We start from the raw sequence: 15370 nt of genomic DNA, 5'->3' as shown, positions 1-15370 counted from the left end.
ATAAATATTGCCGGTGAATGTATGGCTTGTAGATTTGGGATCTTTTAACAACCCTGGCATGGACTCGTCTCCTGTAATGAAAAGTTCTATAGTATTATACTACAGTAGCACAAGGTGTGGGGGTTGAGCAATGGTCATTAAAGGGTTTGATATGGATTATGCATGGCTTATCATTTTTTCTTGCTCAGTGATGCAGGCATTGTGCTCTACGATTCTTTCGCTTGGCATTGCTGTGCCGCTTGCTCATTTTTTCTATCGCTTTAATTTTTTTGGTAAACATTTTTGGTTATCGTTAGTGCCATTGTTGTGCATTATGCCGACTAAATTAGTAGGGTTGGCCATCAGCAAATTTTATGGTCTACAAGGATTTTTTGGCATTATTCTTGGTCATGGTATGTTGAATATTCCGTTTTGTTTTTATTTGTTACAGGGAACCTATGCGAAGTTTGACCATCGATGGGATTTGGTTGCACAACAACATGGTGCCTCGCCTTGGCAATGTTATAGCGACATCTATCTGCCGTTTTTACGACCGACGATTATTGCTGCCGCCAGCATTATTTTTGTGCTCTGTTTTTCGAGCGTTGCTCTGCCGATGGTGTTGGGCGTGGCAATGCATCACATGACGCCCGATGTAACCATTGCTAACTTATATCACACAGATGATTGGTATGGGGCTGGTTTCTTTTTTGTTATACGATTGTTGGTTGTGTTACCTATCAGCATGGTTGAGACACATGGTGCCAAATCTGCTTGGCTTTCGCATGACAGTATGGCTTATGCGTCAGTGCAGTATAAGCCACGCAAGCATGGCTATGGTTGGTTGTTGTTGTGTCTAACGGCAGTCGTTTTGACCATTGGCCCCCTGTGCGCACTGCTTGTTGCTATGGCCAATGGTGCTGTCGCAAATTTTTTACGCCAGATATTCGTTGGTGATGTTGACCTCATTTTGGGTGTCCCGGTATATCGCGTAATTTTTAATAGCTTGTTCTTGGCATTGGTCAGTAGCGGTGGGGCTGTCATAGTTGGCCTTGTGTTGTGTGAAATTATGCAGCGCGTACAGCATAGTACCTCTAAAAAGTTAGTTGCGCTATGCACCATGTTGCCATGTCTGGTTGGCAGTGTTGGGTGTGGTATTTTTTTTGTGTGGATAGCGCGAGCGCCTGTCCTTTCCATGGCTATGGTTGCTGTGCTGTGCCATATGGTACTTAATTATCCGTTTACCTATCGCATTGTCAAAGCGCATATGGTTGGGTGGCAATCTGAGTGGGAATTAACTGCGCGCTCTTTTGGGGCTACTCGATTGCAAAGATGGCAAACGCTTGAGCTTCCCTTTTTACGCGGGGCTTTGTGGCAGGCTTTTTACATTGCATTTGGATTGAGTTTGACTGAGGTTGGTGCGGGAAGTGTGTTGGGTGGTGCTGCCGGCATTACGTTGCCTATGGCGATAAAAATCTATCGTGAGCATGGGGTTATGGATGGCGTTATGGGATTAAGTTTTGTTGTGTTGTTCGTGGGGACTGTAGGGGGATTGTTAGTTATAAGGATGGGGTGAATGCTTCAAGATGCTGCAAAAAGTGATTTGAAGAGACATATTCATCTTTATGAGAAAAAAAATGTTAGAAGAAACCGCCGTATACGGTGAGTACGTACGGTGGTGTGGTAGGTGGGCGTGAGTAATCACGCCCACCTACCCGATTTTTGAAATCATTTAATGTACTTTAATACTATTTTTACTTTGCAGTCATCCTTGTCTTTGCCTTTTCGTATGCTTTCTTATGCATTCCTACTATTTTTTCAGCATGAGCTTTGGCTTTATTTTCACATGTTTTTTTTGCATCGCCAGAAAGCTTATTGCAACTTTCCAGAAGAGCTAAACCTTCTGTAGATGATTTTTTTAGTTCAGCCTGATCTTCAGGGCTCACTTTAATTTCGTTTTGACTAATAGATTTTCTCAGTTCTTTTAGCTCTTGACTGATCTTTTCTGCATTACTAGTAGTAGCTGTTGGTTGTGGTGCTGCTTGAGTTTGTATTATGGTAGTATTCCCAGCTATTAATAATGCAAACCATGTATATACTGTTAATTTCATTGTAAAACTCCTTTTTTAGGTAAAATAATATTTATAAAAGTTATATATCTTCACTAATATTAAATGTAAGGGCATATATCATTATAGCTTCCTGCTGCTATCATAATTCCTTGATAGCATTGGATGTCTGTTAATCCGCTAAGAGCTTTAATATAATCAGCTGCCCATGAAAATCCTCTGATAATGGCTACTCCATATAGTGCTTGCTGCCACCACACAGGAAGATTTCTTACAGAGTCCGAAAACCACGCTGGTTCACGGTATCCCCACTTGTCCGGCCCACCATTTATAGCAATAGATAGTTCTTGAGGATTGTAAACACACACAGGAACAATTGATAAGGCGTCATTATAGGTTCCTGGAAGTGGGAAGCCATAACTCTCAGTATTTAGTGGGCACAATATCCCACCTGTCAAGAATAAAATTAATAATTGTTTCTTCATATTCATCACTCCTTTTTGTATTTGGTTAATAAAAAAATAATACCTTCACTATGCAAGTAATCATAGAGAAATATTCTCTATTTGAAATAATATCAGGGGGGGGGGGGGTAAAAATGCAATGGTTTTGGCAAAAATGTGTAGGTTTAACCTGAAAAATGGCCTCATTTTGTCGCAGAAATGTGATTATGAGAAGGTTTTGTCTGGGGTATATGGAATTTATCCCTGGCTGGTGTATACGGATTGCACGATGGGGTTGCAGGGCTTACGCATTAAAAACTTTGAATTTAAAAGAAAATATTCTCCCGCCGACTTCCCTGCTGCGTCCACCGTCTTGTCCACCGTAGCTAGCCAAGCCGACAATAGTGATCATCAAGATCACTAGGCATGGACTAGCGAAGGAGGAAGCCTTGTGCGAAGGCTGGAAATATAGCCCTGTTATCAGGGCGGAGGTGCGCGGTTATGCCGAGTTGGGGATTCCAAAGGTGACCTTTGGTGCATGGGGTTGGAAGGGGTTTTTGCAAGAAAACCGCCTTCCCCAGGCCGGAGGCCGAAAAAAGAATGCAAACATATTAGAAGCTAGAACAAAATAATAAGGGAAGCATGTATCGAAACGCTCTATTAAAAAAGAGATTGCAAATACGATACTTTGCCTCCCAGTGAGTAGCGCTATCTTTTTAAAATCGTCAAGAAGGCTTCTTGTGGAACTTCAACGTTGCCCACTTGCTTCATGCGCTTTTTACCTTCTTTTTGCTTCTCAAGCAATTTACGTTTACGACTAATATCGCCACCGTAACATTTTGCGGTTACGTCTTTGCGCAGTGGGGCAACAGTTTCTCGAGCAAGGATTTTTGCGCCGATTGCCGCTTGAATAATAACTTGAAACAGTTGTCTTGGGATAACTTCACGTAACTTGTCCACAAGGTCGCGGCCAACGTAATATGCTTTATCTTCGTGGATAACGATCGATAGAGCGTCAACTGATTTGCCATTCAAGAGAATGTCCATTTTGACCAAGTTGGCAGCTTCGTAGCCAGCTTCTTCGTAATCAAAGCTTGCATAACCGGAACTGACCGATTTGAGTTGGTCATAAAAATCAGTGGCAACTTCGTTGAGTGGGAGCTTGTATTTTAATATAACGCGTAGTTCATCCATGTAGGTCATATCTTTTTGAATGCCACGTTTTTCTTCACATAGATTAATAATGTTGCCTAAATATTGGCTTGGCACAATAATTGTGGCATTAATTATTGGCTCGTATACTTCGTCAATTGCTTGTGGTTCAGGAAAATCAGAAGGACTTTCAAGGTTAACCATCTCGCCCGTGTATTTCATTTTAACTTTATACAGCACGCTTGGTGCAGTAGCGATTACCGATAGGCCGTATTCTTGTTCCAAGCGTTGTTTGAACACATCCATGTGCAATAGGCCTAAAAATCCGCAACGGAATCCAAGTCCGAGCGCCATAGAGGTTTTCTTTTCTACGGTAACGCTGGCATCGGTTAATAGTAATTTTTCAATAGCATCGCGGAGCGGTTCAAATTCTTCGCTGTCTACAGGATAGATTCCGGCAAACACCATGGGCTTAGCTGGTTTAAATCCTGGAAAAGGTTCCACAGGTTTTTTGTGCAAGAATATAGTGTCGCCCACGCGCGCTTCTTTTACCGTTTTCATGCCGGTGATCAAATAACCCACTTGTCCGGAATAGAGCCCGTCCATGGGTGTGAGCTCAGGGTACATAAGGCCAATTTCCAACACTTCGTAGGTGGAATCAGCTTGTGCAAGGTTAATAACATCGCCTTTTTTAATATGGCCATCTTGAATTGCTATCAAGCAAATAACACCGCGATATTCATCAAACCATGAGTCGAATAATAATGCTTTGAGTGTTTTGGTTGGATTACATTTTGGGGATGGCATGCGGGTGACAATGGCATCGAGAATATCATTAATACCAATGCCCGATTTTCCCGACGCACGAATGCATTCTTTGGGGTCAAAATCAAATAAGCTTTGTATTTGTAGTGCGACGCGGTCAGGGTCTGCGGCAGCCATATCAACTTTATTAATGATAGGCACAATGGTTAGATCTTGGTCAAAAGCAAGGAAGAAGTTTGCCATGGTTTGGGCTTCGACACCTTGGGATGCATCAACTAAGAGAAGTGCTCCTTGGCATGCGTAGAGCGAGCGAGATACTTCGTAACTAAAGTCAACGTGGCCCGGAGTATCAATCAAGTTTAAGAGATAGGTTTGCCCTTGATAGTCATAAAACATAGTGGCAGTTTGCGCTTTAACGGTAATGCCGCGTTCTTTTTCCACTTGTAGTTTGTCTAAAAATTGTTCGTTTTTATTACGATTGGATAAGGTTCCTGTTACTTCCAAAAGTCGATCGGCAAGGGTTGATTTGCCGTGGTCGATGTGGGCAATAATGGAAAAATTGCGAACTTTGTCGGGGGTGAAGGTGCTTAAATTTATTTTTTTTATATCCATAATTTCTTGCTATTAATAGTTATAAAGGGCTGTTATTGAATATCAAGTCTAAGAGAATTCCAATCACTTGTAAAATGTACGAAATTATTGATACTACTTGATATGAAAAGTTTGAGATTATAATGCTAGCGGGAGATATTTTAGTATGAAATTGCAGTTTGTTTTTATAATGTTATTGAGTGTGTATTCAGTCGTTGCAATGGATGTTGCTCCTATCGATTTTCATGCTGATTCTGATTTAAAATCTCGTGCGTTACAAAAAATCGAGAGGGCTCTTTTTTATTCGGATCCCAAGGAATTTAAAAGCATAGTGCAAGTGAATCAAGCGGGTATTGATGAATTAATGCAAGGAGAGTATACACCTCTTGTCTGCGCGGTTTTTAAGGGGGATGTACCGAAGGTAAAAATTTTGCTTGAGTGCAAAGCTGATCCCAATGCACAAGATAAGTATGGTTTTTCACCTGTTATGGTTGCTGCTAAAATGGGAGATCCTGAGTTGATAGATGTTTTGGTTAATGCTGGAGCTCGGGTGGATACGCGCAATAATGATGGTCACACACCGTTGCTCCTGGCGATTTTATCGCAACAAGATGAAGCTGCTCAGTGTTTATTGAGGCATCGTGCCGACCCTAATATGGCTACCAATGAAGGCAACTCGCCTTTGTATGTGCATATGGTGGTATCAAAATACAAAATGGCGTCTGTTGTTTCCGCGCTTTTAGATGCAGGCGCTGATAAAAGTGCGATGAATTCATCGGGTCAGACAGCGGCAGATTTTTCTTCCCGCGAAAACATATTAAAGCTCTTTGAGCGAGATGGTTTTGATTTGGACTAATACGAGTGCTGAGTTGTAAAAGTTTTTATTTTTGTGACCTAGGGGAATCATTATGAATAGTTGGAATCGTTTTGTAATGATAGTGTTGCTTGGTTTTGCCATTTTTGATTGCTGCGCGATGCAGTCTGGTGGCAGAAAACTTTCTCAATGTGATAAAATAGAAAAATTTTGGCGGGAATATGATTCGAATTTTGAAGAGTTTTATTTGAATGAATATAACAGTGAGATGGAAGATTTAGATCGCGCGCGTTCGATAGATAATCTTGATGAATTGTTTGGAGATTCAGACGAGGAAACGAAATATAATTTCCCCAAATTTTCAAGTGCAGATCTCATGGAAGCGGTTATACAAAAAGATAAAGATTTAGTGCAAAAAATACTGGTTACAAAAGTTGATCCTAACAAAAAAGATGGGGAAGGGTATACACCTCTTGCATCGGCGTGTCAGCATTCAGGAACTTTTGAAATTGTACAATTACTTTGTGCTGCTAAGGCTAATCCTCTTATTAAAAATAATTATGGAAAAAATGCTCTTGAGCTCGCTCAGTTTTTTAATAGAAGACGAATCGTGCAATATTTGGAGCGTGCTGCGTGATAGTTGTCGTTAGTTTTTTGTGGCGGTTCTTGTCTTATTTTGCTATCCATTGTATCATAGTTCAGGCATACTATTTCTCGTGTAAATAAATAGATTATAAAAGGAATTTTTCGGTATGGAATCCCCTAACAATCAAGACAAAATTATTAAAAATCGGTTGAAGCCCATTTTGATTGAGGAAGAGCTCAAAGGGTCCTTTCTTGATTACGCAATGTCTGTGGTGGTTAGTCGTGCTTTGCCCGATATCCGCGATGGATTAAAACCGGTGCATCGCCGTGTGTTATACACCATGCATCAACTTGGCTTTACCTACAATAAGTCGTATCACAAATCTGTACGCGTAGTGGGTGAAGTGCTTGGTAAGTACCATCCACATGGTGACCAAGCAGTTTACAACACTATGGTTGGCATGGTGCAAGAGTTCTCCAAGCGCTATCCATTATTAGATGGTCAAGGTAACTGGGGTTCGGTTGACGGTGACAATGCAGCAGCAATGCGTTATACCGAAGTTCGTATGACAAAAATTTCTCAAGAAATTTTAGCCGATCTTGAAAAAGATACCGTTCAGTTTGTTCCTAACTTTGATGAATCGACTATTGAGCCCGTTGTTTTGCCAAGCAAGCTACCGCATCTTTTAATTAACGGTACGGCTGGTATTGCGGTTGGTATGGCGACTTCTATTCCTCCCCACAATTTAGGTGAAATTGTCAATGCATGTTTAGCATTGCTTGAAAACGAAGAGCTTTCTGATGATGAACTGTTTGCATTAGTTCCAGCGCCAGATTTTCCAACCGGTGGCGTTATTTGTGGCCGTGCAGGGATCGTTAAAGCCTACAGAACTGGTCGCGGTAACGTGATTTTGCGTGGTGTAGTCGAGATGGAAGAAACCAAAAAAGGTACTTCGCTTGTTATCACCGAGCTGCCGTATCAAGTTAATAAAGCTGAATTGACCATCAAAATCGCTGAATTGGTAAAAGAAAAAATTATCGATGGTATTAGTAATATTCGTGACGAATCGGACAAAAAAGGTATTCGCTTAGTTATTGAACTTAAACGTGGCGAAATTCCGCAAGTGACGTTGAATCAATTGTATAAGCACACAAGCTTGCAAACATCAGTTTCTATTTTGATGTTGGGCTTACTTGACAACCGTCCGTTGGTATTCTCACTACGTCAGTTGATTGACGAATTCTTATTTCACAGACAGCAAGTTATTTATAAGCGCACCGTGTATGATCTTAATAAAGCTCAAGGTCGCGAACATATTCTAGCTGGTTTTATTATTGCGTTGCAAAGCATTGACGAAGTCATTGTAATGATTAAAGCATGTAAGACCGTTGACGAAGCTATTACTAAATTAAATAAGCGATTCTTGCTCACAGCCGAACAAGGCAAAGCAATTTTGGAAATGCGCTTGCAACGTCTGACCGGCATGGAGCAAGAAAAAATTTATGCTGAGATGGAAGAGTTGAAAAAGACTATTGCGTATCTCAAATCGATTATTGAAAACGCAGCAATTTTAAAACAAGAGATTGTTAAAGAGTTGCAAGAAATTAAAGAAGGTTATGCTGATGCGCGCCGCACGAAAATTGAAGGCGCTATCGATATTATGACTGAAGCGGATTTGATTCCTGACGAAGAAGTTGTCGTGACATTGACCATGAAGGGTTACATTAAACGTGTCGGACTTGCTACCTATGGTGTTCAACACCGTGGTGGTAAAGGTAAGATGGGTATGACCACCTTGGAAGGCACTGACGATGTTGTAGAAGATTTATTCGTTGCAAAAACACATGATGAACTCTTGTTCTTCACTAATCTTGGTCGTATTTATACGTTGAACGTGTTTGAAGTGCCAGAAGCTTCACGTACCGCTAAGGGACGTGCAGTTATTAACTTGTTGCCACTACAACCTAATGAAAAAGTAGTTAAGTTGTTATGTATGCGTGACATGGAAAACAAGTTTATCGTTATGCTTACCAAAAAAGGTATCATCAAACGTACGGACGCTATGGCATTTGCTAAAGTTCGTGCAACCGGTATTCGAGCAACAACACTCAAAGAAGATGACGAATTAATTTTCTGTGCGGTGAGCACTGGTCAAGATTCAATTGTAATCGCGACAGCAAAGGGCCAAGGTATTCGCTTTAAAGAAGACGAAGTCCGTTCTATGGGTCGTCAAGCAGCGGGTGTTATTGGTATGCGTTTACGCAAAGGCGATTATGTTGTTGGCATGGAAGTTATTTCCGATGGTGGCGACATTCTCTTTGCAACAGAAAACGGATACGGTAAGCGTGTTGCGGTTGTTGACTTTAGAGTTGCGCACCGCGGTGGTGTTGGTGTAAGAACCATTCCAACCGATTCTCGTAACGGCCGTGTAATTGGTCTTGCGATGGTGTACGAAAATTCAAACCTCCTGTTGATTGACATGGCTGGTAAGATTATTCGTTTAGCTCCATCAGAAATTCGTACCATGGGTCGTCAAGCTAAGGGTGTTCGTTTAATTAGATTAGATGAAGGCCAAAAACTATCTTCAGTCGTTGCTTTTGAAGAAGAAGCTCACGAAGAAGGTGGCAGCGATGTGAGTGGCGGTATTAAGCCAGCACTCAGACTCGATGGCCAATCAACTGATGCTATGATGATGAGCGCTGCGTACGGTGAAGATGATTTTGCCGTATTCCAGGAGCATGTTGCTCAGGTTGATGATGAAGAGGATTTTGGTAGTGAACCAATTGGTGATCCGTCATCAGATGATGAGATTTTAGAATTTTAAAAGTACCAAAAAAAGTATAAAGCACGCGAGGGTAAGCAGCAATGTTTATCCTCGCGTGCTTTTTTATTGAGAATTTTCCTATGAATAATGCACACATTATATTACACCTTTCTCTCATAGATGGTGTTGGCGCCGCTACAATGGCTATGACGTTAACCAGCAAGCCAGAATCGATCGAGCTTTCTGATATTTATACTATGTCTGAAGCTCAACTGCGGACATCATTTGGGTTGACTTCCGTAATGGCATCAAAAATTTTTGCTGGTCTTGCGGACACTAAATTGTTGGCACGTGAGCTTGCGCTCATAGCTCAGCATAACATTCAATGGGCAACAATTGTGTGCCCAGAATATCCCGCATCGTTAAAAAACATTCATATGTTGCCGCCGGTATTATATTGGCAGGGCATATTGCCCTCTGATGCTCAAAAAGCGGTTGCTTTGGTGGGGTCTCGTAAGGCTAATCAGTATGGTCAGCATGTCATTGAGCATCTGATCCCAGTCTTGGTGAAGTATCATTATGCGATTATCAGTGGCGGAGCTTTGGGTGCCGATAGCATGGCGCATCGGGCAACTATCAATGCTGGAGGCTCAACCGTGGTGGTATTGGGGTCTGGATTATTGAGGCCTTATCCAACGTCCAATAGGAAATTATTTAGTGATGTTTTGGTGCATGGTGGTGCCGTGGTGAGTGCATTTCCCCTGGAAACAGAGGCGTTTGCGTGGAACTTTCCTGAACGTAATCGCATTATTGCCGGGTTGAGTCGTGGCTCTATTGTTATTCAAGCGGCAGCAAAAAGTGGTGCGCTTATCACCGCGCGTTTTGCCTTAGATCAAGGTCGAGATGTTTTTGCTGTCCCTGGACCTATTAATGACCCTCTGAGCGCCGGGTGTCATGCGTTAATTGCCCAAGGGGCAAAGCTTGTGACGTCGGCGTACGATGTTCTGCAGGAGTTTGGGCATATAGTAGTGGCTCCAGATGAGAAAGCAGCTAAACCTCAGGTACAAGCAAAGTCACCTCAGCAGCTTATAATCCAAGAAGAGATTGATGATAGTCCACAAGGTCTCATTCTTCGTATATGCGCTGTGCCTTGCTCTACTGATGATTTGGCTGTAGACACAGGTTTGGATAGTGCCACATTGCATGCCTTATTGTTTAATTTACAGTTAGAGGGTCGGGTGAACCAAAACTTTATGGGGATGTGGAAAAGTCTATAATTTTTTGCTATTTTTGCTAAAATCTTATACATTAATTCGATATCCTATTCGTAGATATAAAGATTGAATTTCAGATTGTATATTAGTTAAATATTTTTGATCCAGTTTGGAGATTGTCATGCCAGTACCAAAACGAAAACGCAGTCGAGCTCGTCGAGATTCGCGTTTTGCAAATAAGGGTGTAGAAGTTAAATCATTTGGCGCTTGTGCTAATTGTCAAGCACCTAACTTGCCTCACCAAGCCTGCAAAGAATGCGGCTTTTATAAAGGCGTTAAAGTTGTAACAACTAAGTTAGAACGTACGCTTAAACGTGTAGAAGTTCGTAAAGCAGCAGAAGCTCGTCAACCACGAGAAGAAGCTTCCTCTACCGAGCCTTCAAATAACGAGTAATCCTAATTTTCATGAGGAATGCCATGATAGCTGTTGATGCTATGGGTGGCGATTTTGCCCCCAAGGTAATTGTACAAGGTGCCTTTAATGCTGCACGTCGTGGTGTTCCCATAACTCTTTTTGGCGATCAAACTCAGATCGAACAAATTCTAAAAGATCTTGCCGAACAAGCATTGCTCAATTCTTGGCAAGATCTTTCTATTTTAATCCATCATACATCTCAAGTCATAGAAATGGGACAAGAGCCAACGCGCACGGTTCTTGATAAGCAAGATTCATCGTTAGTGCGTTCTGTTCGCGCTGTTTCTCAGGGTGATGCCGATGCAGTGTTTTCTGCAGGCAATTCTGGTGCGGCAATGGTTGCCGGTACCTTTATTTTAGGCCGCGTTGATGGCGTTGATCGTCCAGCAATTGGCAGCTTTTTTCCCGGTATTAAAGAATCATTCTTTTGTCTTGATTTGGGCGTTAACACCGATTGTAAGCCAGAATTTTTAGAGCAGTTTGCCTTTATGGGCCATTTGTATGTAAAGATGATGTATAATATACAATCACCGCGCATTGGGTTGCTTTCAAATGGTCATGAGCCGTATAAGGGTTCATTAGCGGTCAAACAAGCATATAAACGCTTATTTGATACCGGTCTTAATTTTGTGGGTAATGTTGAAGCTCGTGATGCTTTTGATGGTCATGCTGATGTGCTCGTCTGTGATGGTTTTGTGGGTAATATTTTTCTCAAGACTGTGCAAGGCACCAGTCGAACGATTGTAAAGTGGATCGATCAAGAACGAAAAAAATCGTGGCTTGCCACAGCTGGATTATTTTTAAGCAAGGGATTGTTCAAAAATCTTATTAAGAATAAGGTTCAGGCTACACAACAAGTAGGCGGTGTACTATTGCTTGGCGTTAATCATCCATTGATGATTGCGCATGGAAATTCTGATGCGGTGGCCGTTGAAAACGGTTTGGTGAGTTTGCATGACATGGTTCAAAAAACATTTACTCAAAAGTTCAATGCTGAACTCAAGAGCTTGTTGGTGCGATAAAAATTATTTCCCTTCTATATCTCTTTGCATCAGCTAGGGCCAGGTAAGCCGCACAAACGGTAGAGAGATTACTTTGATGAATTACTGCGCTTTATTTTTTTAAAGAGGTGTGGTAGGGTTTCCTGCAGATAAATAAAGTTTCAACCATAGTTTTACGGAGTATGTAGCATGACATATAAGCATGTAGTTAATGTTGGTGGTTTTAGATATACAAAAGAACTTGTCATTGGTGCAGTAATTCTACTTACCTTGACCGGTGTTTATTTTGGGTATCGTTTCTATAATAATAGCCAAGAGCACTACGCTCATCGGTTATTTGCTCAGAATTTAGAAGAATATGAACGTGTTATGCAAGAAGGTAAAGCGGAAGATTGGGCTTCGATGGAAACATTGTTCAAGCTTGGGTACGATCAATATTCAAAATCCTCACTTGCTCCTTATTTTTTGATCTATCAGGCGGAATCGCTTGAAAAGCAAGGTAAACAAGGCTCACTTGATTTACTTGATAAAGCAGTCAATTTAATGTCATCATCATCTCCTTTATTATTCGTTTATAAAACTAAGCTTGCGTTAATGCGTTTAGATGCATCAGACATGGCAACTCACAAAATTGGTGTAGAGGACCTTAAAGTATTGGCTGCGGACACAAAAAATCCTAATAACGATGTTGCAGCATATTATCTTGGTTTGTTCTATTGGACTCATGATAATGTTGTTAAGGCACAAGAAGCATGGAAGCCATTATTCGAATTACAAAAAACCACTAATAATCTTGGTCAATCACCTTGGGCTGCTTTAGCACAAGAGAAATTGGCGCAACTGGCGTAACCTATGACTATAGCTACCAATAAACCAGTACGCGTGCGCATGGCGCCATCACCAACAGGGCATTTGCATCTTGGTGGCTTGCGTACGGTTATCTTTAATTGGTTATTTGCTCGTCATCATAACGGTTCCTTTCTATTACGTATAGAAGATACCGATCTTGAGCGTTCAAAACCAGAATTTACTGAATCTATTTTACAATCGTTGCAATGGATGGGTGTTGAGTCTGATGAGCCAGTGGTGATTCAGTCTGAGCGCGTTCCAGAGCATCGCAGAATCGCACAAGAATTAGTTGATCAAAAAAAAGCATACTATTGTTTTTGTTCACAAGAAGAAGTTATTGAGCGTCATAAAAAGAAGATGGGCGCCGATGATCTCTTTATTAAATATGATGGTGCTTGCAGAAACAGAAGCGTGACGGAGGCTGAAAAGCTTGTACCGCATGTTATTCGTTTTGCTTTGCCACAAGATACACAATCGGTTACTTGGCACGATCTTATTCGTGATGATATCACGTTTGAATTAGATCAGCTGGACGATTTTATTATTATTCGTTCTGATGGTATGTCCATGTATAATTTTGCCGTGGTGCTTGATGATGCGTTCATGCGCATTAGTCATATTATCCGTGGTGAAGAGCATGTTGCCAATACACCAAAACAAATATTGTTATATCAAGCGCTGGGCTATGATGTGCCGATGTTTGCGCATGCTTCTATGATTTTAGGACCGAGTGGTGAGAAATTAAGTAAGCGCGATGGCGCTGTTTCAGTGCTCGACTACAGAAAAATGGGTTGCTTGCCCGATGCTCTATTCAACTATATGGTGCGTCTTGGCTGGTCGCATGGTGATCAAGAAGTGTTCACTCGCCAAGAATTAATCACCTTGTTTTCAGCAGAAGCAATTAATAAAAAACCGGCCGTGTTTGACCAAACAAAATTAGAATGGTTTAACGGGTTATATATTCGTCAAACCTCTGAGCAGGAATTGTGGAAACGTTTGGTTGACGATGTTCAACACGAATTGTTTAAACAATTGACATGGAATGATCAACAAATGTTTGCGGCAATCGCTTTGTATAAAGAACGTGTCAAAACATTGGCTGAACTTGCCCATGAACTGGTTGTTTTACATGGGCCTGAAGTGTCATATGCTCAGGAGGATGTAGCGCATTGGATAACGCCAGCAACGACAGATCATCTTAAACAAATCATACAAATGCTTGAACAGCAATCGGCAATTACGGTAGAAATAGTATCAGAACAGATTAAGGTATTAGCCAAAACGTTGGGGTTAAAATTAGTTAACCTTGCACAACCGGTTCGTATTGCATTGGTTGGCAAGAGTTCTAGTCCAGGTGTTTTTGACTTAGTTGCTTTTTTAGGGAAAGAGCAGAGTATACGTAGGTTGCAAAACTTGATTACGTTTTTGGAAAAATAAGTATTACGGGGGTTTTTATGAAAATTGGTATCTTATTTCCTGGGTATGGTAGTCAATTTATTGGGATGGGCAAAGAGCTCTACGACGAATCGCGTACCATGCAAGAGTATTTTGAAGAAGCATCCAATTGTCTTAACATGAACTTTGTAAAATTATGTTTTGCTTCATCTGAGAGCGAACTTGAAGCTATGAATAATGCTTATCCTGCTACTTTCTTGGTGAGTTGTGCAATGTACGCACTCCTCAAAGAAGAAGGCATTAAAGCTGATGTGGTGGCAGGCTATAATTTGGGCGAATATGCTGCTCTGCATGCAGCAGGTGGCATCAGCTTTCCCGATGGACTCTATTTGCTTGCCAAGTATGCCACATTGTATCAAGAAGCTTTGGCAACCATGGATGTTGGCGTACTGCATGTCCAAGGTCTTTCGACTAAAAAATTAGAGTCGATCTGTAAAAAATCGAGCGAAGGTGAATTTAGTGCTACTATTGCATTGTACAATTCTGACACCGATCATATCGTCTCTGGTCATGGCCCGGCAGTTGCTGCGGTGCGTGGTTTTGTGGCAGAAGACCAAGATGCGCGCAGTGAAGAACTTCTATTAGAAGTTGGGTTACATTCTTCGTTGATGGACGGTGTGGTGGATCAACTAGCGCCGCATTTAGCAAAAGTTGATTTTAAAGACATGGCGATACCGTTACTATGTTCGACCACTATTTGTAATGTTGAATCAGGCGAACAAGTCAAAGAGCGTGTCATCGATCATATACACACGCCGGTGGTTTGGAAAAAGGTTATGCAAGAACTTGAGGGTTGCGATCTTCTTGTTGAAGTTGGCCCTGGATCAAAGCTAACACGTATGGCGAAAGAAAAATATCCTGATAAACTATGTATGAGTATCAATAAGCGGTCTGATATTGAAGACCTTAAAAAGATTATTGCAAATGATGGTATTAACACGGAGATTTAAATGGCAAGTTTTGATAGAGCAGAAACGTTAAACAAAGTTGTTGAGGTTGTTGCTAAGATTTTGAAAGTCGAAAAGAACACGGTTGTTCCAACTGCAACGTTGCAAGATCTTGGCGCTGATTCGCTTGATATGGCGGAAATCATTATAAAACTTGAAGAAGTTTTTGGCATCGAAATTAATGATGATGATGCTGAAAAATTACACAACGTTAACGAAGTTGTGGAATATGTTCACAATTTAAGAACGAAATAAAAAGATACCGA

13 protein-coding genes and 1 pseudogene are annotated in these 15370 nt (G+C 41.2%); 11 read left to right on the top strand and 3 right to left on the bottom strand.

The features are described 5' to 3' along the window. Positions 1-130 precede the first annotated feature (130 nt). Complete coding sequence (locus tag NTX86_02535) at positions 131-1555, top strand: ABC transporter permease subunit (protein MCX5922179.1); 1425 nt, start codon at positions 131-133, stop codon at positions 1553-1555. A gap of 178 nt (positions 1556-1733) precedes the next feature. Here the strand turns inward: NTX86_02535 and NTX86_02530 are convergent, their stop codons facing one another. The 3 genes from NTX86_02530 to lepA form a co-directional block, all read right to left on the bottom strand. Beyond that, a complete protein-coding gene (locus NTX86_02530; protein MCX5922178.1) occupies positions 1734-2090 on the bottom strand; it encodes a hypothetical protein in 357 nt (118 codons plus the stop codon). Positions 2091-2149: 59 nt separating this feature from the next. Then, positions 2150-2533, bottom strand: a complete 384-nt coding sequence (locus NTX86_02525; protein MCX5922177.1) for a hypothetical protein — start codon at positions 2531-2533, stop codon at positions 2150-2152. 666 nt (positions 2534-3199) lie between these two features. After that, entirely contained in the window at positions 3200-5020 is a 1821-nt protein-coding gene (gene lepA / locus NTX86_02520) for a translation elongation factor 4 (protein ID MCX5922176.1), read from the bottom strand. Positions 5021-5165: 145 nt separating this feature from the next. Here lepA and NTX86_02515 point away from each other — a divergent pair, with 145 nt between their 5' ends. From NTX86_02515 to acpP, 10 genes and pseudogenes are all read left to right on the top strand, one after another. Next, complete coding sequence (locus NTX86_02515; GenBank protein MCX5922175.1) at positions 5166-5855, top strand: ankyrin repeat domain-containing protein; 690 nt, start codon at positions 5166-5168, stop codon at positions 5853-5855. Between the two features lie 52 nt (positions 5856-5907). After that, on the top strand, positions 5908-6450 hold the full coding sequence (locus NTX86_02510) for an ankyrin repeat domain-containing protein (protein ID MCX5922174.1): 543 nt from the start codon (positions 5908-5910) through the stop codon (positions 6448-6450). A gap of 115 nt (positions 6451-6565) precedes the next feature. After that, complete coding sequence (gene gyrA, locus NTX86_02505) at positions 6566-9223, top strand: DNA gyrase subunit A (GenBank protein MCX5922173.1); 2658 nt, start codon at positions 6566-6568, stop codon at positions 9221-9223. An 80-nt stretch (positions 9224-9303) separates the two neighbouring features. Continuing rightward, the gene (gene dprA / locus NTX86_02500; protein ID MCX5922172.1) at positions 9304-10440 is read left to right on the top strand and encodes a DNA-processing protein DprA; all 1137 of its coding nucleotides are present in this window, start codon (positions 9304-9306) and stop codon (positions 10438-10440) included. A gap of 118 nt (positions 10441-10558) precedes the next feature. After that, a pseudogene (rpmF, locus tag NTX86_02495) lies at positions 10559-10723 on the top strand (50S ribosomal protein L32). A gap of 131 nt (positions 10724-10854) precedes the next feature. Next, a complete protein-coding gene (gene plsX / locus NTX86_02490) occupies positions 10855-11874 on the top strand; it encodes a phosphate acyltransferase PlsX (protein MCX5922171.1) in 1020 nt (339 codons plus the stop codon). A 168-nt stretch (positions 11875-12042) separates the two neighbouring features. After that, a complete protein-coding gene (locus tag NTX86_02485) occupies positions 12043-12702 on the top strand; it encodes a hypothetical protein (GenBank protein MCX5922170.1) in 660 nt (219 codons plus the stop codon). Between the two features lie 3 nt (positions 12703-12705). Then, positions 12706-14139, top strand: coding sequence for a glutamate--tRNA ligase (gltX, locus tag NTX86_02480; GenBank protein ID MCX5922169.1), 1434 nt, complete (start codon positions 12706-12708; stop codon positions 14137-14139). A gap of 17 nt (positions 14140-14156) precedes the next feature. After that, complete coding sequence (locus NTX86_02475; GenBank protein ID MCX5922168.1) at positions 14157-15107, top strand: ACP S-malonyltransferase; 951 nt, start codon at positions 14157-14159, stop codon at positions 15105-15107. Beyond that, positions 15108-15359, top strand: a complete 252-nt coding sequence (gene acpP / locus NTX86_02470; protein ID MCX5922167.1) for an acyl carrier protein — start codon at positions 15108-15110, stop codon at positions 15357-15359. It abuts the gene before it with no gap. Positions 15360-15370: the final 11 nt, after the last annotated feature.

It is taken from the genome of Candidatus Dependentiae bacterium, assembly GCA_026389015.1.
Taxonomy (GTDB): domain Bacteria; phylum Babelota; class Babeliae; order Babelales; family Vermiphilaceae; genus JAPLIR01.
This window is presented reverse-complemented; position numbering and strand designations above follow the sequence as displayed.

Excerpts from the sequence above, each read along its gene's own strand:
- NTX86_02535 (MCX5922179.1), top strand. The coding sequence starts at position 131 with ATGGTCATTAAAGGGTTTGATATGGATTATGCATGGCTTATCATTTTT.
- NTX86_02530 (MCX5922178.1), bottom strand. The coding sequence starts at position 2,090 with ATGAAATTAACAGTATATACATGGTTTGCATTATTAATAGCTGGGAAT.
- NTX86_02525 (MCX5922177.1), bottom strand. The coding sequence starts at position 2,533 with ATGAAGAAACAATTATTAATTTTATTCTTGACAGGTGGGATATTGTGC.
- lepA (MCX5922176.1), bottom strand. The coding sequence starts at position 5,020 with ATGGATATAAAAAAAATAAATTTAAGCACCTTCACCCCCGACAAAGTT.
- NTX86_02515 (MCX5922175.1), top strand. The coding sequence starts at position 5,166 with ATGAAATTGCAGTTTGTTTTTATAATGTTATTGAGTGTGTATTCAGTC.
- NTX86_02510 (MCX5922174.1), top strand. The coding sequence starts at position 5,908 with ATGAATAGTTGGAATCGTTTTGTAATGATAGTGTTGCTTGGTTTTGCC.
- gyrA (MCX5922173.1), top strand. The coding sequence starts at position 6,566 with ATGGAATCCCCTAACAATCAAGACAAAATTATTAAAAATCGGTTGAAG.
- dprA (MCX5922172.1), top strand. The coding sequence starts at position 9,304 with ATGAATAATGCACACATTATATTACACCTTTCTCTCATAGATGGTGTT.
- plsX (MCX5922171.1), top strand. The coding sequence starts at position 10,855 with ATGATAGCTGTTGATGCTATGGGTGGCGATTTTGCCCCCAAGGTAATT.
- NTX86_02485 (MCX5922170.1), top strand. The coding sequence starts at position 12,043 with ATGACATATAAGCATGTAGTTAATGTTGGTGGTTTTAGATATACAAAA.
- gltX (MCX5922169.1), top strand. The coding sequence starts at position 12,706 with ATGACTATAGCTACCAATAAACCAGTACGCGTGCGCATGGCGCCATCA.
- NTX86_02475 (MCX5922168.1), top strand. The coding sequence starts at position 14,157 with ATGAAAATTGGTATCTTATTTCCTGGGTATGGTAGTCAATTTATTGGG.
- acpP (MCX5922167.1), top strand. The coding sequence starts at position 15,108 with ATGGCAAGTTTTGATAGAGCAGAAACGTTAAACAAAGTTGTTGAGGTT.